Source organism: Steroidobacter cummioxidans (assembly GCF_003104955.1).
The window spans coordinates 1-19,753 of sequence record NZ_LSRW01000048.1; the positions used below are offsets into that span (position 1 = coordinate 1).

17 protein-coding genes and 1 pseudogene are annotated in these 19,753 nt (G+C 62.2%); 2 read left to right on the forward strand and 16 right to left on the reverse strand.

What is annotated here, in order from left to right:
* The 7 genes from D0550_RS21810 to D0550_RS21835 form a co-directional block, all read right to left on the reverse strand.
* Nucleotides 1–253, reverse strand: a 253-nt coding sequence (locus D0550_RS21810; protein ID WP_153067261.1) for a hypothetical protein, incomplete at its 3' end; no start/stop codon positions are given.
* A 225-nt stretch (nucleotides 254–478) separates the two neighbouring features.
* Nucleotides 479–1,075: a phosphate signaling complex protein PhoU gene (gene phoU, locus D0550_RS21815; RefSeq protein WP_116811307.1), complete on the reverse strand. Its 597-nt coding sequence runs from the start codon at nucleotides 1,073–1,075 to the stop codon at nucleotides 479–481.
* A complete protein-coding gene (locus D0550_RS34960) occupies nucleotides 993–1,220 on the reverse strand; it encodes a phosphate signaling complex PhoU family protein (protein ID WP_161965976.1) in 228 nt (75 codons plus the stop codon). Before D0550_RS34960 ends, phoU (D0550_RS21815) begins: the two co-directional genes overlap by 83 nt.
* Before the next feature lie 12 nt (nucleotides 1,221–1,232).
* Complete coding sequence (pstB, locus tag D0550_RS21820) at nucleotides 1,233–2,030, reverse strand: phosphate ABC transporter ATP-binding protein PstB (RefSeq protein WP_349770730.1); 798 nt, start codon at nucleotides 2,028–2,030, stop codon at nucleotides 1,233–1,235.
* 111 nt (nucleotides 2,031–2,141) lie between these two features.
* Nucleotides 2,142–3,089, reverse strand: coding sequence for a phosphate ABC transporter permease PstA (gene pstA, locus D0550_RS21825; protein ID WP_116811309.1), 948 nt, complete (start codon nucleotides 3,087–3,089; stop codon nucleotides 2,142–2,144).
* The gene (gene pstC, locus D0550_RS21830; RefSeq protein WP_206606457.1) at nucleotides 3,089–3,982 is read right to left on the reverse strand and encodes a phosphate ABC transporter permease subunit PstC; all 894 of its coding nucleotides are present in this window, start codon (nucleotides 3,980–3,982) and stop codon (nucleotides 3,089–3,091) included. The genes pstA and pstC overlap by 1 nt, the downstream gene beginning before the upstream one ends.
* Nucleotides 3,983–4,192: 210 nt before the next feature.
* A complete protein-coding gene (locus tag D0550_RS21835) occupies nucleotides 4,193–5,197 on the reverse strand; it encodes a PstS family phosphate ABC transporter substrate-binding protein (protein ID WP_116811311.1) in 1,005 nt (334 codons plus the stop codon).
* A 286-nt stretch (nucleotides 5,198–5,483) separates the two neighbouring features.
* On the opposite strand from D0550_RS21835, the gene dapE reads away from it, so the two are divergent.
* A complete protein-coding gene (gene dapE / locus D0550_RS21840) occupies nucleotides 5,484–6,629 on the forward strand; it encodes a succinyl-diaminopimelate desuccinylase (RefSeq protein ID WP_116811312.1) in 1,146 nt (381 codons plus the stop codon).
* On the opposite strand, the gene D0550_RS21845 is transcribed toward dapE, so the two are convergent.
* The 8 genes from D0550_RS21845 to D0550_RS21880 form a co-directional block, all read right to left on the reverse strand.
* Nucleotides 6,630–7,130 (reverse strand): disulfide bond formation protein B, encoded by a 501-nt coding sequence (locus D0550_RS21845; RefSeq protein ID WP_116811313.1) that lies wholly within the window; start codon nucleotides 7,128–7,130, stop codon nucleotides 6,630–6,632.
* Between the two features lie 3 nt (nucleotides 7,131–7,133).
* On the reverse strand, nucleotides 7,134–7,886 hold the full coding sequence (phoU, locus tag D0550_RS21850) for a phosphate signaling complex protein PhoU (RefSeq protein WP_116811314.1): 753 nt from the start codon (nucleotides 7,884–7,886) through the stop codon (nucleotides 7,134–7,136).
* A gap of 104 nt (nucleotides 7,887–7,990) precedes the next feature.
* Nucleotides 7,991–9,373, reverse strand: coding sequence for a putative porin (locus tag D0550_RS21855; RefSeq protein WP_116811315.1), 1,383 nt, complete (start codon nucleotides 9,371–9,373; stop codon nucleotides 7,991–7,993).
* A 269-nt stretch (nucleotides 9,374–9,642) separates the two neighbouring features.
* Nucleotides 9,643–10,977 carry a phosphate regulon sensor histidine kinase PhoR gene (gene phoR / locus D0550_RS21860; RefSeq protein WP_116811316.1) on the reverse strand — a complete coding sequence of 445 codons (1,335 nt, stop codon included), beginning with the start codon at nucleotides 10,975–10,977 and terminating at the stop codon, nucleotides 9,643–9,645.
* Nucleotides 10,978–10,980: 3 nt separating this feature from the next.
* Nucleotides 10,981–11,676 carry a phosphate regulon transcriptional regulator PhoB gene (phoB, locus tag D0550_RS21865; protein ID WP_116811317.1) on the reverse strand — a complete coding sequence of 232 codons (696 nt, stop codon included), beginning with the start codon at nucleotides 11,674–11,676 and terminating at the stop codon, nucleotides 10,981–10,983.
* A 172-nt stretch (nucleotides 11,677–11,848) separates the two neighbouring features.
* Nucleotides 11,849–12,520 carry a tRNA (adenosine(37)-N6)-threonylcarbamoyltransferase complex dimerization subunit type 1 TsaB gene (gene tsaB, locus D0550_RS21870; RefSeq protein WP_116811318.1) on the reverse strand — a complete coding sequence of 224 codons (672 nt, stop codon included), beginning with the start codon at nucleotides 12,518–12,520 and terminating at the stop codon, nucleotides 11,849–11,851.
* A gap of 4 nt (nucleotides 12,521–12,524) precedes the next feature.
* Nucleotides 12,525–14,519, reverse strand: a complete 1,995-nt coding sequence (locus tag D0550_RS21875; protein WP_116811319.1) for a DNA repair helicase YoaA — start codon at nucleotides 14,517–14,519, stop codon at nucleotides 12,525–12,527.
* Nucleotides 14,519–14,989 carry a DUF11 domain-containing protein gene (locus D0550_RS21880; RefSeq protein ID WP_116811320.1) on the reverse strand — a complete coding sequence of 157 codons (471 nt, stop codon included), beginning with the start codon at nucleotides 14,987–14,989 and terminating at the stop codon, nucleotides 14,519–14,521. The genes D0550_RS21875 and D0550_RS21880 overlap by 1 nt, the downstream gene beginning before the upstream one ends.
* 159 nt (nucleotides 14,990–15,148) lie before the next feature.
* Here D0550_RS21880 and D0550_RS21885 point away from each other — a divergent pair.
* Nucleotides 15,149–16,915, forward strand: a pseudogene (locus D0550_RS21885) (phosphoenolpyruvate carboxykinase (GTP)); the annotation flags it as partial.
* 106 nt (nucleotides 16,916–17,021) lie between these two features.
* Here D0550_RS21885 and D0550_RS21890 read toward each other — a convergent pair.
* Nucleotides 17,022–19,694: a TonB-dependent receptor domain-containing protein gene (locus D0550_RS21890; protein WP_116811322.1), complete on the reverse strand. Its 2,673-nt coding sequence runs from the start codon at nucleotides 19,692–19,694 to the stop codon at nucleotides 17,022–17,024.
* Nucleotides 19,695–19,753 lie beyond the last annotated feature (59 nt).

The following is a 19,753-nucleotide window of genomic DNA, read 5'->3' on the forward strand; positions in this document are numbered from 1 at the left end:
GGGCCACGCCGTCGTCCATCCGGAAAAAAACCTCGCGTTGCACAACGTAGGTCGATCCGGCGTCATCGTAGTCGATCCGCGCCTGCGCCGCTTCAGTGTCACTGGAAAAGCAGCCCAGAGAAGGGATGTACTTGTCGAAGTAGATCCAATCGCTTTTCGACGCCGGAAGAATCGAAGAACCGAACGCGAGGGACTGAAAGAGCAGTGAGGAAAGGAACAAACAGACGAAGTGAACACGGCGGCCGAAATCCATATCGAGGTACCCCTTGCGATAACCAGTCAGGGGTAGATGCGCCGTCCCTGAGCCGAGATGATTGTTGTATCCGAATGCAGACCGAGCCTACACCGCCAATCGTGACAGGATCAATCGGGGAGAGCGCTTTGCAATACGTAGTCGATGTGTTCGATTACCGCACGCGACGAGAGGGACAGATTTAGTTCTTTACTCAACTCATCTGACGACGGCAGCGCGGTGCAATTATTTCTCGGGAGTGCCGGCTGCAGCGCCTTTCTTCGTATGCCGCACATCTTCGCCGCTGGCGACGAACAGAACCTGCTCGGCGATGTTCTTGGCGTGGTCGCCGATGCGCTCCAGGCCTTTGAGCGCGAACACGGTGTCGATGGTCGCGCCGAGGTATCGAGCGTCTTGCATGGAAACGNGCGTCAGGATCTGACGGAGCGCGGCGGCGAATTCGCTGTCGAGCTCTGAATCGCGTGCACGTACCGCGCGGGCCATGTCTGCATTCGATTCGTCGAGCGCACGAACAGCGTCGCGAAGCATGCCGGTGGTCAGCTCGGCCATGTGGCGAAGGAACCGTGCGACTGCGAGCACCGGCCCTTGTGGCTCGCCCGTGGCGACACGGCCTGCAAACTTGGCGATTTTCTTCGCTTCATCACCGGCTCGCTCCAGTTCGACAGTGATGCGTGAAGCGGCTTTGGCCATGCGCAGATCGCTGGCCATGGGTTGATGAAGCGCGATCAGACGGAACGCTTCACGATCGACGAAGCGCTCCAGCTCGTTGACCTTCCTTTGCTTCCCGCGACAACACCAGCTGAGCAATGGCGGCATCGCCATCGAGCAGCGCGTGCACGGCGGAGGACACCTGATCGATTACCAGTCCGCCCATGCCCACGATCTGCAGGCGCAGGTCGGAGAGCGCGGCATCGAATGCCTTGGCGGTGTGGCCTTCCACCGGATCGGGTCCGCCCAGGGTGCTCATGGTCGACCGGGCTTAGCCGTAACGGCCGGTGATGTAATCTTCGGTCGCCTTCTTGCTCGGGTTCGTGAAGATCTTGGCGGCCTCGTCGAACTCGATGAGCTCGCCCAGGTACATGAAGGCGGTGTAGTCCGAAACACGCGCGGCCTGTTGCATGTTGTGAGTCACGATCAGCACCGTAACCTGATCGCGCAGCGTTGAGATCAGCTCCTCGATCTTCGCGGTGGCGATGGGATCGAGCGCCGAGGTGGGCTCGTCGAACAGCAGAATTTCCGGTGTGGTCGCGAGCGCGCGGGCGATACACAGACGCTGCATCTGACCGCCGGACAACGCCAGCGCCGAATCCTGCAAGCGATCCTTTACTTCATCCCACAACGCAGCACCACGCAGAGCCTTCTCCACTTCCTCGGCGAGCGTCGCGCGATTGCGCACGCCACGCAGGCGCAATCCGTAGGCCACATTCTCAAAAATCGTCTTGGGGAACGGGTTCGGCTTCTGGAACACCATGCCGATGCGCATGCGCACTTCGATCGGATCGATGCCCGAGCCGACCAGATTGATGTTGTCCGGATGCAGCGTGATGCTGCCTTCGTAACGCGTGTCCGGCTGCAGATCGTGCATGCGGTTGAAGCAACGCAGGAACGTGCTCTTGCCGCAGCCCGACGGACCGATCAGCGCCGTGACCTGCTTGTCCGCAATGGGAATCGACAGATTCTTCAGCGCGCGGTTCTGGCCGTAATAGAAGTTCAGATTGTCGACCTGCGCTTTGACGCTGGTGATCGCACGTGTCTGACGAGTGTCATCCACTGCGATGGTGACCCGAGGCGTCGCGGCTCCCGCCGGCGGCTGGCTCGAGCGTGCAGGTTCTTCGTTACGCAATGTGCTCTCCGGGGTGCCCCGTGTGCTCGTGGTGTCGATCATAGATCACCAATTGATCTTTTTGCGGAAGCGATAGCGGATCCAGATCGCCACCGCGTTCATGAGCAGCGTCATGCCGAGCAGAATCGCGCCGGCGGCCGCTGCGTTCGCCTGGAACGCCTGGTCCGGACGCGACACCCAGTTGAACATCTGGATCGGCATCGCCGTGAACGGATCTTTCAACCACGCAAAGGAAATGAACGGGAATTCGCTGGTGACCGGTGAGGACGGCAGGAAGGCGATGAAGCTCAGTGCGCCGATCGTGATGATGGGCGCCGTCTCGCCGATGGCACGCGACAGGCCGAGGATCATGCCGGTGAGGATGCCGCCCGTGGAATACGGCAGCACGTGATCCTTCGTGACTTCCCAGCGCGTCGCGCCCAAGCCATACGCCGCTTCGCGAATCGATTTCGGCACGGCGCGAATCGACTCGCGCGTCGCGACGATGACGATGGGCAGAATCAACAATGCGAGCGTCAAGCCGGCCGCGGCAATGCTCTGCCCCAGGCCGAACTGATACACGAACAAGCCCAGCGCCAGCAGGCCGTAGACGATGGACGGCACGCCCGCGAGGTTGGTGACATTGATTTCAATGATCGCCGTGAACCAATTCTTCGGCGCGTATTCCTCGAGATAAATCGCCGCCGCGACACCCACCGGCACGGCGCAGAACGCGGTCACCAGCATGATGAGCGACGTGCCCACCCAAGCACCCAGAATGCCGGCGCGCTCGGCACGGCGTGACGGGAAGTTGGTGAAGAAGTCCCAGCCGAAGCGCTCCGAGCCGTCCATCACCAGGTTCATGAACAGGATCGCCAGGATGCCCAGACAGGCAAACATCAGCACCAGGCCGACGATCACGAACACCTGATCGAGCATCTTGCGACGGGACAGGCCGGTGCGAATCGAGTCCGGCTTCAAGTACTCCGGAACGGCATTGGGCAACGTGGCCATTAGTAAGCCTCCCGGAACTTACGAGTCAGCGAGAAGCCAATGACGTTGAAGATCAGCGTGATCAACATCAGAACCAGACCGGCGGCGAAAATACTTTGATAACCGATGCTGCCGTGGGGCAGATCGCCCAGGCTGACCTGCACGATGTACGCGGTAATGGTGGCCGCCTGCTCGCGCGGATCGAATGTGAAATTCGGCTGCATGCCGGCGGCGATCGCCACCACCATCGTCTCACCGACGGCGCGCGAGATGCCGAGAATGAAGGCGGCCGCGAGACCCGAGAACGCGCCCGGCACGACGACGCGCAGCGCGGTCTGCAAGCGCGTCGCGCCCATCGCGTACGAGCCTTCACGCATATAACGCGGCACCGAGCGCATCGCGTCCTCGCTGACCGACGCGACATAAGGAACGATCATCAGGCCGATCACCAGGCCGGCGCTCAGCATGTTGAAGCCCGGCAGCTCCGGCATCAGCTTCTGCAACAACGGCGTGACCGCCGTCAGCGCGAAGTAGCCGTACACGACGGTCGGCACCGCGCCGAGCAATTCCAGAATGGGTTTGACGGTTTCGCGCAGTCGATGCGAGGCGAACTCGCTCAGGTAGATCGCAATGATGGTGCCCACGGGGACCGCGACGACCAGCGCCACCATGGTGGTGGTGAGCGTGCCCGCGACCAGCGGCAGGATGCCGTAGTGGGCGTCCGCGAACAGCGGCGTCCACATCGTGTCGGTGAGGAATTCTTTCAACGAGACGTGCTCGAAGAACGCCGAGGACTCACTCAACAGGATGACGACGATGGCGAGCGTCGTGAACACCGCCACCAGACCGGCCGCGAGCAGCAAGGTCTCGATGATGCGGTCCCGGATCTTGCGATAGCGCAGACCGCTGCGCAAAACCAGATCGTTTGACTTTGTGGCCGCCGTGGAAACCATAGATACCCGCTACTCGCTGTCCGTGTTGTGCACGCCTCTTGGGGGTGCACCGGCCCTGCTGCGAAAGGGCGCCATTGTAGTGTCCCGGCGCTCCCGATCCCAGACGTTAGGGCAAAGCGGCGGAACTCTCGGCAAGGGGAGCCCCGAGAATCCCGCCCTACCAGTGGATTTTTAGAGCTTGCCTTCGCGCGCCAGCAGCGCGTCGATGGTCACGCCCACTTCCGGCACGCCGCCGAATACCGTGCCCAGCTTCTTGTCGCTGAAGTGTTTCAACGCCAGCTTGTAAGCCTCGGCCGGCAGCGGGACATAACCCACTTCCTTGGCGAGCTCGGCGCCGTCGCTCAGGTAGAACTGGATGAAGTCCTTGACCTCGGCGCGGGCCGCGGCGGTGTCACGCACGTAGATGAAGAGCGGGCGCGACAGCGGCGAATAGCTGCCATCGTTCACGGCGGCGATGCTCGGGCCCACTTCCTTGCCCTGCGGATTCAGGATCGGCACGGCGCGCATCTTGTCCTTGTGCGCGATGTAGTACGCGTAGCCGAAGTAACCGATGGCGTTCTTGTTGTTCTCCACGCCCTGCACCAGCACGTTGTCGTCTTCGCTGGCGGTGTAGTCGCCGCGGCTGGCCTTGGCCTTGCCGTTCACGGCCTCGGTGAAGTAGTCGAAAGTGCCGGAGTCGGCGCCCGGGCCGAACAGCATCAGCGGCTGGGCCGGCCAGTCGGAGCGCACCTGATTCCACTTGGTCACGCGGCCCTGCGCGCTCGGCTCCCACATCTTCTTCAGGTCGGCCACGGTCAGCGACTTGACCCAGTCGTTCTTTGGGTTGACCACGACGGTCAGCGCGTCGAACGCCACCGGCAGCTCCATGTACTTGATGCCGGCAGCCGCGCAGGCTTCCATCTCTTCCTTCAAGATAGGGCGCGAAGCGTTGGAGATGTCGGTCTCGCCACGGCAGAAGCGCTTGAACCCGCCACCCGTGCCAGCGATGCCGACGGTGACGCGGACCTTGCCCTTCTTGCTGATCTGGAATTCCTCGGCGACCGCCTCGGCGATCGGGAACACAGTGCTGGAGCCGTCGATCTTGATGACGCTCTGGGCGTGTGCGAACTGCGGCGCGGCCACGACCGCGAAGCTCGTCAGGAGCATCGACGCGCCCAACTTGTGCCACAACTTCATTGACTTGACCTCGTTACGGGTGTGAGGACCGAGATCCGCTGCGGTCACTCGTGACCGGCGCATCACTTGGCTGGCGCGGAGTCTGACGGCCTTCGATGACAGTCGTATTACAGCCGACGTGCCGCAGCTGCAATTTCGTCATCTAGACGTAACAAGCCGCGACGGGTCGCACGAATTCGCTTATGGTGCAGCTACTTAGCGACAGCACTTGCGAGCCGCGGCAACCCTGGATATAAGACCGCGCCCACTTCCCGCCTCGCCGTTGCCCTGCCTGGAGTTCACGCCCTTGCCGCCCCATGCCGACGACCCGACTCTGCTCCTGACCCAGGACCTCATCCGTCGTCCCTCGGTCAGCCCCGAGGATCAGGGTTGCCTGCAGATCATCGCGCAGCGCCTGGAAGCCGCCGGCTTCCGTATCGAGCGCATGCCGTTCGGTCCGGTCGAGAACCTGTGGGCGGTGCACGGCACGGAGCGCCCGCTGCTGTGCTTCGCCGGACACACTGACGTGGTCCCGACGGGTCCGCGCGAGGAATGGAGCACGGATCCGTTCGAGCCAGTCATCCGCGACGGCATTCTGTATGGCCGCGGCGCAGCTGACATGAAGAGCGGCCTGGCCGCCATGGTGGTCGCGACCGAGCGCTTCATCGCCAAGCATCCCGACCACAAAGGCACCCTCGCCTATCTACTGACCAGCGACGAGGAAGGCCCGTCGGTCGACGGCACCCGCCGCGTCATGGAAGTGCTCGAGGCGCGCAACGAGAAGATCGACTACTGCGTGGTCGGCGAGCCGAGCAGCACCGAGAAGCTGGGCGATGTGATCAAGATCGGCCGGCGCGGCTCGCTGTCCGGCAAGCTGACTGTGCACGGCATCCAGGGACACGTCGCCTATCCGCATCTGGCGGACAACCCAGTACACGCCGTTGCGCCGGCACTGGCGGAGCTCGCGGCACGCACCTGGGACAAGGGCAACGAGTTCTTCCAGCCGACGACCTTCCAGATCTCGAACATCAACGCCGGCACCGGCGCGCCGAACGTGATTCCCGGCGATCTGAAGGCGCGCTTCAACATCCGCTTCTCCACCGAGCAGACGGTCGAGAAGCTGCAGGCGACCATCACCGAGATCCTGAACCGTCACAAGGTGAACTACACCCTGGAATGGTTCGTGTCCGGCCTGCCCTTCTTCACTGCCCCCGGGGCCTTGTCGAAGGCGGTAGTGCAGGCGATTCAGGAGAAAGCGAATCGCACCCCGGAGCTGTCGACCACGGGCGGCACTTCAGACGGTCGCTTCATCGCACCGACCGGCGCGCAAGTCGTCGAGCTCGGCGTACTCAACGCCAGCATTCACAAGGTGAATGAGAACGTGCGTGTGGACGACGTCATCGCGCTCACCGATATGTATGAGCGTGTGATGGAGTTGATGCTGGCGAGATAGTTACCGGGGGCGGGCCACGATATTCACGAGGACCGCCCACGCGCCCAGCGCGACCAGCGAGATCAGCACCCACCAGGGCATGGACAGACCGAGCAAGGTCCAATCGACCTTGCCGCACTCGCCCGAGCCGAACAGCACTTTGTTGATCACTTCGGTCAACGGCAGGATGTCCAGCAGATAGTTCAAGTCCGCGCCGCAAGCCGCCACCGACCCCGGCGGCTGCGCCTGAATCCAGATGTGACGCGCGGAAATGCCGATGCCCGCGAGCACAGCCAGATTGATTACCACCCCATACGCAAGCGCTCCTTTGCTTGATGCAGGATTGTGAAGCGCGGCGAGCAGGAACAAGACGCCGACCGAGACCACGGCCACGCGCTGAAAAATACACAACGGACACGGCTCCAATCCGAGCACGTGCTGCGCATACAGCGCGTAAGCCATCAGGACCGCGCAAGCGATGAAACCCAGCGCGTTACCGACGCGACGATTGATAGTCAGCATGGATTAGCGAGCGGGAGGCGGAAGTTCCTGCTGACGCTGCGAGCGCGACTGCAGATGCTTTTCCACGTCTTCCATGGACAGGTGGCGGATGTCCTTGCCGTGAACCATGTAAACCACGTATTCGCAGACGTTCTTCGCATGGTCGCCGATGCGCTCCAGCGCACGAGCAACCCACAGCACGTCCAGCGCCCGACGGATGGTGCGCGGATCTTCCATCATGAAGGTGATGCACTGGCGCTGGATGGCTTCGAACTCTTCGTCGACCAGCCGATCCTTTTTCGCGATCGCCACTGCGCCTTCCGGATCGAGGCGCGCGAACGCGTCGAGCGCTTCATGCACCATGTCGCCGACCAGACGGCCCAGGTGCTTGATCTCGCGATAGCGATCCGCTGGTCGCTCCACCGCCGCCAGGCGTGAACCGATGTAGCCGATCTTCTCCGCCTCGTCGCCGATGCGCTCCAGGTCGGTGATGGTCTTGATCACGGCGACGATCAGGCGCAGATCCGACGCGGCCGGGGCGCGCGTTGCCAGAATTCGGCTGCAATCGTCGTCGATGGCCACTTCCATGGCATTCACTTTCTGATCGCCGCGCGCGACCTGCTCGCCCAGGCGGCTGTCGCCCTGAACCAGCGCCTGCACGGCCAGCTTGAGCTGCTCCTCGACGAAGCCGCCCATCTGCAGCACGTTGCTACGCACGCGCTCCAGATCGTCGTTGTAGCGACTCAGGATGTGATGAGAGAGGTCGGACTTTTCCATGACATCACCTTTGCGATCGTTTGGCTGTATAACCTGCGGACTGGGAAAAGAAAAGGGCGCAGAGCGAGCCGCGCTCTCCGCCCCATTTTCCCAGCTCGCCGCAATCAGAATTTGACGTTGAAATCGACCTGCAGACGGTGGTACTCGACCTCCGTCTGCCCGGCGCTGTTGGCCACATCGACGTTGCGGTGGTTCAAGAAGAACGTGGCGTTGAGGATCCAGTTGCGCACCGGCGCGTAGCCCGCGCGCAGCACCCAACCATTGTTGTCGGAGAAGCCGCCGGCGAAGTCGGAATCGATCAGCTGCGCGAACAATGCATCCTTCTCGATTTTCTGATAGCCGGCGCCCAGTTCCCAAGTGCGATAGTTCGTGGCCTTGCCGAACAGCACGCCCGCGGCCCACGCGTTGTTGTGGTTGGACGGATCCTGGTTCTGCGCCACGTCCGCCCACGCCTGGAACGGCACAGCGCCGAACAGGGTGTTGAACTCAGCGCTCAGATTGACGACCTCGTAGTTGTAGACCAGCACAGCGTTGACCGCGGGGGGCTGCGCAAGATTGATAACGGTATTGCCGTTGGCGTTGTTGACGTTGCCGCTGCCGTTGTAGAACGGCGAACGCCCCACCGCCGCGCTCAGATCGTAGTACGTGGCGGCGAGCATCAACAAACTGCTCGAGCCCATCGGCATGCGCGCGCCAAACTGCACCCCGTGCAGCATGGTGTCGGCGGTACGAGTGTTCTCTGGACCGGACGCTTCGAGCAGCCAGTAGTTATAGACCGTACCGAAGAACATGCCGCGCTGGACGTTGACCGCCAGACCTTCCGGAGTGATGTCGTTGTCGAAGAACAGGCTTTGGCCCGGCTTGACGAACGGTTGCTTCATCTTGCCGCCGATCAGGTTGCCCCAGTCGGCGAAGCGCCAGTCGAAGTACGCCAGATCCAGATCGAACGGCTTCTTGGTGAACACGCCGGTCAGGCTCTGATTGCCGGAGCGAGGGTCGCCGTTCTCGGCCGTGGTCATGCCGATACCGACGGTGAGAGTATCCGTCGGTCTGGCCGTGGCGACCAGGCGCGCCCGAATGCGATCGCGATAACGATCCGCCGTCTTCTGGCCGTTGCTCAAGGTGTCATCGGTGATCATTTCGTAGCGATAACGCATGTCGCCGGTAATCGCGACCCTGCTGGCCCAGTCCGCACCCTTGGTCTTGTTGACCTCCACCGCCTGCTGCGCGGTCTCCTTGCGCAGGCCGCGAGCCTCGCTCTTTAAATAGTCGTCGTTGGCCAGCAGCTTCTCGTCGGTGGCCCGCAGCGATTCATTCTGCGACTTCAGCTCGTTGTTCTCCTTCTCCAGCCTGTCGACCCGCTGCAGCAGCGCTTCGAGCTGCTCGCGGATCTGCGCCAGCTCGCTGGAACTGTCGGCGGCCTGGACGTCCGAGGACACCGAGGACAGTGCAGTCGCCAACGCGGCTGCGAGGACGAGGTTCTTCACGTTGCTCTCCGTTCGTGGTTGGGGAAAACCTGCCTGCGACCTGCAGGCATCGTCCCAATGAGCTTGAACGGGGAGCGTTATACGGCCGACTTATTACAGTAATGTTGCAGAAGGCCGTTTCCGGACACCGTTCATGTCAATTGCATTACGGCGGCAGGAGCAATGTTACAAGCGACCGGCGCGCCGGCGCCTTGCGAGTGACCGCAAGGCCGAAACGGTGTCAGGGTGGAGGCCGAAGCCCGGTGCGACCGACCGGGCTGGCAAGCAGATCAAGCGGTGGCGAGAACGCCGGTGCTGCGTGGAATCACACGGGCACGGGGGAAATGACAGGTAAATGTGCTGCCGACGCCTTCCTTGCTCTTGATCTCGAGCAAGGCGTCGTGACGCTGCAAAGCATGTTTGACGATCGCCAGCCCCAGTCCCGAGCCGCCCATGGTGCGTGCCCGGCCGGGATCGACGCGGTAGAAACGTTCGGTCAGACGTGGAATGTGTTCTTCGGCGATGCCGACGCCGGTGTCGCGGACCGACAGATGTGCGCCGGTCTCATCGGCCCACCAGCGCAACTCGATCTCGCCTTCCGTGGGCGTGTACTTCACCGCGTTGGTGATCAGGTTCGACGCAATCGAATGCAGCTCCGACTCGACACCTTTTAATAGAGCATCGGTTTCCAGGTTCAAGCGCACGTTGCGCGGGTGCTCATCGAGCGCCATGACTTCCTTGCGCAACAGCGCGAGCATGCCGCCCATGTCGACTGCGTGCTCTTCCTGCGTGTGCTCGCCGGACTCGAGCTTCGACAGCTCGAGCAGATCCTTGATGATGGTCCGCATGCGCTCGGCCTGCCGCCGCATCTCCAGCACCGGTGAGTTCCAGGCCGGATCGAGCTCGTCGTCATCGGCCAGCGCATCGAGATAACCGCTGATGACGGTCAGCGGCGAACGCAGCTCGTGCGACGCGTTGGCGACGAAGTCCTTGCGCATCGACTGCAGCTGCTGCTCCTGGCTCACGTCGCGAACCATCAGCAACTGCCGTTCCGCGGTGCCGGTGCGCACGATGTTGAACGCGAGCCAGCGATCGGTCTCCAGGTCCTGCACCACTGGACCCTCGCTCGGGTAACCAGTTTTCAAGTAATCGACGAACGCCGGATGACGCACCAGGTTCTCGATGCGGATGCCGACATCGCGCTTGCGCCGCAGCCCCAGCCATTCACCGGCGCGGCCGTTGAACCAGAGAATTTCATGATCCAGGCCGAGCAGCACGGCGCCCTCGGGCATCGCGCTGGTGAGCCGGCGGAATTCACGCAGCAAGCCGGTGACTCGGGCCCGATGGAACTGCTTGCGTCGATAAATGCGGCTGATGATGGTCACGACTTCTCCCCAGACGCCGCTGATGTCCGGTGGCGATTCGACACGGCGGTGGCGCAGCCAATACTCCACGCGCAGCACGTTTTTCAGCTGCACGAACGAATAGATGCCGAGCGTGATCGCCAGCGCTAGCGCGACGCGGCCGAACATGAGGCCGATCAGGAAGGCGACTGCCAGCGCAAGGCCGAGCCGGGACACCGATCGCCAGCCCGACGGCGAAAAAGCGCTGAGTATTTTCTTCAACGGCTACTCCGCGCGCGTTGAGAATCGATATCCCGAGCCTCGCACGGTCTGAATGAAACGATCGTAATTGAAAGCCTCGAGCGCCTTACGCAAGCGACGGATGTGCACATCGACCGTTCGTTCTTCCACATAAACATTGCCCCCCCACACGCGATCAAGGAGTTGGGCGCGACTGTACACCCGCTCCGCATGCGTCATGAAGAAGGACAGCAATCTGTATTCCGTGGGTCCGAGCTGAACTGTGCGATCCCCCACGGTCACGCGGTGCCCGGCCGCATCCAGCACCAGGCCTTCGGCTTCGATCAGCTCCTCGCCGCTGCCGTTGGTCGACCTACGCAAAACTGCATTGATGCGCGCCAGCAGCTCGCGCGGCGAAAACGGCTTGGTGACGTAGTCGTCGGCGCCACTGTCCAGGCCCATGACCTTGTCCTGCTCTTCGGCGCGAGCGGTGAGCATGATCACCGGCACTTCCTGGGTCTCTTTGTCGCGCTTCAACGCGCGGGTCAGCTCCAGGCCGCTCATGTCGGGCAACATCCAGTCGATCAACACCAGATCGGGCCGCTGATCGGCGATGCTGGCGCGTGCCGCGCTTACGTCTGCCGCCTCTCTGACCTCGAAGCCGCTACGTCGCAATCCGAATGCAATCATCTCCCGGATGGGCCGCTCATCCTCGACGATCAGAATTTGCTTGGTTGCCATGAGTAAGCGAAGTCGCCTTCAATTCAATGACATGGGTGACGGGGCACATTACAACAACCCAGTATTACAGTCCCATGACGCGGGCCTGGGAAAATGCCTGATTGATGACAGAGCTGCGAACCCGGCACGGTTTGCCCGGGTTATTGCAGTCAGTTGACAGGTTTGCGCCGTCTCAAGCGCCTTTGACGTGGGCGACCTGATCGCGCACGTAGACAGGCTCGGCTTCTGTCGCCGGCTTGGCCCGACCGGCGCGAAATTCCGCTTCCGCGAGCAACGCAATGTCGCTGGCGTGCGGCAGTGCCGCTTCATGAACGATGCGAGCGCCACTCGCCAATCGTGCTCGCAAATGGGGATATGCCTTGAAGCCCGTTCCGGCCAAAGTGGTGTAGTCACCGTCAGCAACGTTATCCGGCGAATCCACCCGCTCCGCTGCTAGCGGCGTGACCAACTCTGCACCAGGCTCGCGCACGAAGCTCGACCAGTACACCTGATCCATCCGAGCATCCATGCACACCAGCACTCGATCGCCAGGCCGGGCGACTTGCTGAGCCACCGCCGCCAGATTCGAGATGCCGACGGTCTGCAGGCCTGCGCCGAATGCCAGGCCCTGAACGACACCGACGCCGATGCGAACCCCGGTGAACGCACCTGGCCCGCGTCCGTAGGCAATGCCGTCGAGATCGGCCAGTCGCACACCGGCCTCTTTCAGCACCGCCTCGACCATGGGCAACACCAAATCCGCGGCTCCTCGCGGCTGTTCGCTACTACGCTCAACCACGCGGCCATCGAGGCGCAGTGCGACGGAGCAACGTTCAGTGGCCGTATCAATTGCAAGCAAACGCATGGGATTACCAATCAATCACGGCTGAAGGATTCATCGCATCGGGATCGGGCGCGAGCCCGATGGCGCTCAACCGCTCATACAAGAACTGCTGCACGTCGACCAGATTATCGGTACGCGGCATGGACGGCAGACTGTCGAGGAAAATGCGGCCATAACCCTTGGTCCGCAGGCGCTCATCACACAGCATGATCACGCCGAAATCATTCGGATCGCGCATCAAGCGGCCGACGCCCTGTTTCAAGGTGATCACGGCCTGCGGGATCTGCTCTTCGAAGAACGCGTTGCCGCCGCGACGCTCGATGGCATCCAGGCGCGCCTTGAGCACAGGATCATCTGGCGCAGCGAACGGCAGCTTGTCGATGATGACGACCGACAGTGCCGCGCCTTTCACGTCCACGCCTTCCCAGAAACTGCTCGTTCCCAGCAGCACAGCATTGCCTCGCTCTCGAAACTTGCTCAACAGTGCTTCGCGGGGCGCATCGCCTTGCACCAGCACCGGGAACGGCAATGCCGGCCCCAAGCGCGCCAACAACAAATCGGCCGCTTCACGAAGTGCTCGATGACTCGTGAACAACATGAACGCGCGTCCGCCGCTTGCTCGTAACACCGGCAACGCGGCATCGACGACACTCACCGTGTGTCGCGGCGAGGATGGCGGCGGCAATCCCTTCGGCAGATACAAAAGGGCCTGCGATTCGTAATCGAACGGACTGCCGTAGCGCGCGGTCCGCGCGTCACGCATGCCGATACGTTGCATGAAATGGTCGAAGCTCTCACCAATCGCGAGCGTCGCCGACGTGCACACCCAGGCCGCGGCATTCGCTTGCACCAGCTTGCCGAGTTGTTCGGCCACGTCGAGCGGCACCAGATGAAACGACACGCCCTGCCCCGAGCTCTGCGCCCAACGCACGCTCGGCACAACAGCCTTGCCCTCTTCTTCGATCATCGAATTCAAGCGATCCGCCAGGTCCGAGCTGCGTCGTCGCAGATTTGCCAGGCCCGTATTGTCTTTGGCAGCCTCGACCAGCGATTGAGTCAGATCGTCCAGCGAGGCGCGCAGATTCGCGAGCCCTTCGATCGTGAGCGACGGCCAATCTTTGTATTCGCACCGATCCCGCTGACTGCGCAATGAGTCCTGCAGATCGATGAGTTGTCGATCGATGGTTTGCGAAAACGCCGCAGACACGGCTTGCTGAGGCCCCGCGAGCATCAGCTCGCTGGCCAGATCGCGCGCCAATGACTGCAGCTGACGACTCGATACGGTGAAGCCGAGAAAGTTCGCGGCCACTTCGGGCAACTGATGGGCCTCGTCGATGACGATGGCGTCGGCGCCCGGCAGCAGATCGCCGAAGCCCTCTTCCTTGAGCACCAGATCGGCCATCAGTAAATGATGATTCACGACCACAATGTCGGCGCCCTGCGCATTGCGCCTGGCGTTGACGACGTGACAACGATCGAACGATGGGCAATCGGGGCCGAGGCAGTTATCGCGCGTCGACGTCACCCACGGCCACACCGGATCCGAATCGCTGAGCTGCGTCAGCTCGGAGATATCGCCTTCTTTGGTGACGTGCGCCCAGCTCCGCACACGCGACAACGCGGCGGCGACTTCACGCCGAAGGCCGCGAGAAACGGCTTGTTGCTCGGCCATCTCGAGCCGGTGCACGCAAAGGTAATTCGCACGACCTTTTAGCAGAGCAACGCGCGCCGGGCGGCCGATCGCCGCGGACACGGTCGGCAAATCGCGATGGAACAACTGATCCTGCAGATTGCGCGTGCCCGTGGAAATGATCACTCGCCGGCCGGACAACAGCGCGGGCACGAGATACGCGAACGTCTTGCCGGTGCCGGTCCCCGCTTCGACGATGAGCCGCCCCTGCGAGCGCAACGCCTGCCAGACATGCTCGGCCATCGCGATCTGCTCGTCGCGCGTCGCAAACCCAGGGATCGCCGCCGCCAGCGGCCCCTCGGCGCCAAAGATTTCCTCGAAGTCCTGCATCAGTTGAAGGTAGCTCTAAACCGCGCCAGCGCGGTGGCTCCTGGCGCCAGCGGATTACGCAGCGTCCAGCGAATGTGGGTGTAGCGCTCAGGGGGAGCGCGCGTGCCGTCGGCCAGCTTCAAGTCCTGGGGCCGGGCGAAGGTCAGCCCGCCATCGATCGAGAAATCGACCTGCGCCCCCGGCCCGGCCGCCGAGCCCGGCTGATAGCTGGTATTGGCTGGAATCAATTGACTGACCTGGACCTTATTGGCGAATACCGGCGTTGGGTTGGTGATTCGTACTGTGTAGTAGACGACTTGCCCCTGCGAAAGCCGGTCCGCTGGCACGAGGCGAAAGGTCGAGCGCTCCGCTGTCCCGGCGCTCTCGCGCACCTCCGCGACCAGCTGGGTGCGCAGCTCGACCGCCTCGGTGGCTTTGGCAAGCGTGGCGAACGTTGTCAGCCACACAGTTATTAAAACTAGGAATTTCATCAAGATACGTAAATTTTTGGCGTCGCTTCCTGAGTTTGGCGTTGCATTTTGTCGCCCGCCTGCGTCAAGGAACTCGACAAGCCATGCAGCGCGAAAGGCGCTGGGTATAATCACCGCCACTAATACATCTATGAGTTTTCATGAAGCCGCGAGGTTGCCGCTCTAATGACCACGTCTAACGCATCGCTCAAACGCTGGGTTGAGGATGTCGCCCGCCTCACCCAACCGGATTCGATCCACTGGTGCAACGGGTCGGATGCCGAGAACACCGCGCTGATCGAAGCGATGCTCAAGAGCGGCGATCTTATCAAGCTCAACCAGGACACCCATCCCAATTGTTACCTGCACCGCTCCCATCCGTCGGATGTGGCGCGCGTCGAACACCTGACCTTCGTCTGCACGAGCAATAAAGAGGACGCGGGTCCGAACAACCACTGGATGGAGCCTGCCGAGGCCCATAGCAAGATCGACAACCTGTTCGCCGGCGCCATGAAGGGCCGGACGATGTACGTGATCCCATACTGCATGGGCCCCATCGACTCGCCGTTCGCCCGCTGCGGCGTCGAGATCACCGATAGCCCGTATGTCGTCGTCAACATGCGCATGATGACGCGCATGGGCGAAGCCGCGCTCAAGCGCATCGAGCGCGAAGATAAGTACGTGAAGGGTCTGCACTCGATCGGCGACCTGAATCCCGACCGCCGCTTCATCATGCACTTCCCCGAAGAGCTCACCATCAAGAGCGTCGGCTCGGGTTACGGCGGCAACGCCCTGCTCGGCAAGAAGTGTCACGCGCTGCGCATCGCCAGCTATCAGGCTCGCGAAGAAGGCTGGCTCGCCGAGCACATGCTGCTCATGGGCCTGCAGAGCCCCGAAGGCAAGACCTACTACGTCGCCGCAGCCTTCCCGTCCGCGTGCGGCAAAACCAATCTCGCGATGCTCGTGCCGCCGAACTCCATGCCCGGCTGGAAGATCTGGACGCTGGGCGACGACATCAGCTGGCTGCACGTCGATGACGAAGGTCAGCTGCGCGCCATCAATCCTGAGTCCGGTTATTTCGGCGTCGTGCCCGGCACGAACCGCAAGACCAACTGCAACGCTTACGACATGATCCAGCGCGACACGATTTTCACCAACGTCGCGGTGACCGAAGACAATCAACCCTGGTGGGAAGGCCTGGAGACCGGCAAGCCCGCCCTGGATTGGCAAGGCAAGCCGTACACCGGCAACGGCCCCGCTGCTCATCCGAACTCACGCTTCACCGTGTCGGCGAAGCAGAACCCGATTTACTCCTCGCTCGCGGACGCGCCGGAAGGCGTGCCGATTTCCGCGATCCTGTTCGGTGGCCGTCGTCGCGAAGTTGCGCCGCTGGTTTATGAAGCGCGCAACTGGGCACACGGCGTGCTGGTCGGCGCCGGCATGGCGTCCGAGACAACCGCTGCCGCCGTCGGTCAGATGGGCGTCGTGCGTCGTGACTCGATGGCGATGAAGCCGTTCGCCGGCTACAACTTTGCCGACTACTTCAGCCACTGGCTCAAGCTCGGCAGCGGCGAGAACGCCAGCAAGCTGCCGAAGATCTTCCACGTCAACTGGTTCCGCCAGGACCGCAATGGCAAGTTCATGTGGCCCGGCTTCGGCGAAAACCTGCGCGTGCTGAAGTGGATCGCCGACCGTTGCGAAGGCAAAGCCGAAGCGGTCGAAACCCCGATCGGCCTCGTGCCCCGCAAGCAAGACCTCGACGTGAGCGGCCTGAACATGGACGCGTCGACGCTCGAGACCCTGCTGTCCATTGATCCTGCCGCGTGGCGTCAGGAAGTCGATGCTATCGGCAAGTACCTGGATGAGTACGGCAGCCGCGTGCCGAGCCAGCTGCGTGAAGAGCTGCAGAGCGTGGCGAAGCGATTGGAAGCGGCGAACGCGGCGTAAGACGACGTTCGTTTTAAGTTTAAGGGCGGCGAGGTTTTTTTGACCTCGCCGCCCTTTTTATTTGCACCATCAAAGCGGCGAGCCGAGTGGCGCGCCGCTGGTTGCGTCAGAAGCTCATCGTCAGCGACGCTGAGAACACCGTGCCGACATCATATTTGTTGTAGTACACCGTGTTCGGACCGCGCTCCTGGAATTCCCTGTAACCGCGACCGAAGATGTTGCGGACCTCCAGCTTGCCCTCGAGCTCGGTATCGAACAGGCTGAACGCCTCACGCGCCACGAAGTCGACTCGCAGGCCCGGCGATTCGTAGATGTCCGGCAGACCGGTCGCGCCACGGCTGGTCACGCGGTCGCTTGCGTAGGACAGCAGGATCGTCTGCTGCGACAACCGCTGCGGGCTCTCCAGACCGAATTGCAGATTGACCAGGTGATCCGACTGACCCGTCAGCTGGCTGCCGTCCCTGAAGACGTTGCTCGCCGGCTGCGTCGGCGCGCCAAACACGCGCACGGTATCGCCAGCTTTGACGTTGATCTTCGAGTCCGTGAAGGTGTAGTTGCCGATCACCACCGCACGACGTGAGCCGAGGAACTCGTTCGAGAACAGCCCGTCCAGCGGGAAGTACTTCTGCGCTTCGAATTCCACACCATACAACACAGCCTCGGGCGCATTGGCGAAGCTGGTCTCCGGCGTGTTGTCGGTGAAGCCGGTGTACGCTTCGATCGGATCGTCGATCGTCTTGTAGAAGCCGGCGACCGAGAAGCGCTGCTCGGGAGCGAAGTACCACTCGAAGCGCGCTTCCGCGTTGACGAATTCGCTATCGTTCAGCAACGGGTTGCCGCGATAGTAACGGTTGTACTCGGGATCGAAGTACAACTGGAACATCAGCTCGCGGAACTGCGGACGCGCGATGGTCTTCGACGCGTTGAAGCGCAGCTGCATGGCGTCGTTGAACTTATAGGTGAGCGTCGCACCCGGCAGCACATAATCGTTCTCGATGTTGGTGTTGGCGCCGGAGGTGATCGGGTTCGTGAAGACCTGCAACGGACGCACTTCCTGCTTGCCCTTTTCGTAGCGGGCGCCGGCACTGAGCTCCAGCCCATCCATCAGCTCCGTCTGGAACTGCGCATAGGCCGCCTCGGTACGCAGGGTCGCGGTGAATGCAGGGTCGGCCTCGGTCGTCTCGATCAGCCCGATGCGGTATTGCTCGATGATCGTACGGCTCAACAGGAAATCGGGCCGGAGCATCGCAATGGAGTTCGGCAACGTCGACGGCGCGACGATCTGGAACTCACGACGCGTGGAATCGCGCTTTGTGTCCGTGATGTCGATACCGCCCGACAGCGCCAGGCGAGGCAGAATCTGCGCGGTGAGGTCGACGCCCGCCGACCACAGATCCTCTTGCAGATCCGAGAAGGCAATCTCGGCATGGCCCATGTTGCCGTTGTCCAGACGGTTGATGTAGTACTCGCCGAACTGGCTCGAGGGCTGGTTCGTGCGTATGTAGCCGATGCCCAGCTCGTACGGAGCTTCACGCTTGGAGGTGGAGTAAGAGGCTCGCGTGCTGACCTTGAGCGGATTCAGATTGAACCCACCGGTCAGCTGCGTGCTGATCAGCTCACGCTCGTACAGCGCGGTGCTTTGATCGTTGAAGTCCGCGCCCGGGCGCGAGTTGTTTTGTCTGCCTTCCGCGAGGCTGCTGCGCTTCAGCGTGTCGTGGATGTACACGTTGGTCCAGCGCAGGGTGTTGCCTTCGCCGAACTCGTAGCCGACGCCGACCAGCGCGTTGGCGACAGCGCGGTTCTCCGTTGCAACCTGGCGGAAATCCCGGTCGACCTCAGACAGGTCGGCGTTGGCCGGTGTCTGCTGGAGGTTGTCACGGGTACGCCAGCTGTTGCTGAAGCCGGCCGTGGCGATCACGCCGAGATCCGACTCGCCCAATTGCCACGTGGTGCCGCCGGTGATGGTTCCAGAGTAGTTCGGCGCAGTGTCATTGCCCTTCTGCACCAGACCGTTATTGCGACCCACCAGCTGACTGGCGATTGCACCGGTGTCTACGCCACCCTGACTGATGCGCTGACCGCTGTTGAAGAAATCCCGGAGCGCCGACGGCGTGTCGCGATTGCCGTAACCGGTCCAATCGTATTTGCTGCCGTAGTAATCGTAGCCGAGCTGGCCGGTCGTCTCGGTATCGCCGCTGACGCCGAGATTCACATCCAGGAACGGCTGTCTGGGAATCGCGAGCGTGGTCAGGTTGATCACGCCGCCGCCGAATTCGCCGGGAAAGTTCGGCGAGTACGTCTTCTGCACCAACGAGGACGCGATCACGTCGGTGGGGAACAAATCGAGCGGCACGGCGCGACGCATCGGCTCGGGGCTCGGCAGCGGGGAACCGTTGAGCAGCGCGAGCGAATAACGATCGCCGAGACCGCGAACGTAAACGAAGCCGCTGCCTACCACGCTCAATCCCGTCACACGGCCGAGCGCGCCGGCGATGTTACCTTCACCGGTGCGGGCGATATCTTCGCTCGAAAGCACTGTGATGACCTGCGTCGTTTCCCGCTGCACTTCGCGCTCGCGGCGACCGACGACAGTTACGGTGGGGATGCCGCCAGGCATGGCGACATCGACAGATTCTCTTGCGCGAGGCTCCGAGGCCGCGGCAGTGTCGGCCGCTTGCGCTGGCTGGGAAGCATCAACCTCGACCGGCGCCTCGGCAAATGCCTGGGTGGAAAACGCGGTAGCGGCGAGCAACATGCCCCACTTGCGCGGCTTGGCCATATCTATTCCTACCATTCTGTAGAGATTTTCGAACTTCAAAAACTTGAATGCGGCGGGTC

Excerpts from the sequence above, each read along its gene's own strand:
- D0550_RS34960 (WP_161965976.1), bottom strand. The coding sequence starts at position 1,220 with ATGAGCACCCTGGGCGGACCCGATCCGGTGGAAGGCCACACCGCCAAG.
- pstA (WP_116811309.1), bottom strand. The coding sequence starts at position 3,089 with ATGGCCACGTTGCCCAATGCCGTTCCGGAGTACTTGAAGCCGGACTCG.
- D0550_RS21835 (WP_116811311.1), bottom strand. The coding sequence starts at position 5,197 with ATGAAGTTGTGGCACAAGTTGGGCGCGTCGATGCTCCTGACGAGCTTC.
- D0550_RS21845 (WP_116811313.1), bottom strand. The coding sequence starts at position 7,130 with ATGCTGACTATCAATCGTCGCGTCGGTAACGCGCTGGGTTTCATCGCT.
- phoU (WP_116811314.1), bottom strand. The coding sequence starts at position 7,886 with ATGGAAAAGTCCGACCTCTCTCATCACATCCTGAGTCGCTACAACGAC.
- phoB (WP_116811317.1), bottom strand. The coding sequence starts at position 11,676 with ATGGCAACCAAGCAAATTCTGATCGTCGAGGATGAGCGGCCCATCCGG.
- tsaB (WP_116811318.1), bottom strand. The coding sequence starts at position 12,520 with ATGCGTTTGCTTGCAATTGATACGGCCACTGAACGTTGCTCCGTCGCA.
- D0550_RS21875 (WP_116811319.1), bottom strand. The coding sequence starts at position 14,519 with ATGCAGGACTTCGAGGAAATCTTTGGCGCCGAGGGGCCGCTGGCGGCG.
- D0550_RS21880 (WP_116811320.1), bottom strand. The coding sequence starts at position 14,989 with ATGAAATTCCTAGTTTTAATAACTGTGTGGCTGACAACGTTCGCCACG.
- D0550_RS21890 (WP_116811322.1), bottom strand. The coding sequence starts at position 19,694 with ATGGCCAAGCCGCGCAAGTGGGGCATGTTGCTCGCCGCTACCGCGTTT.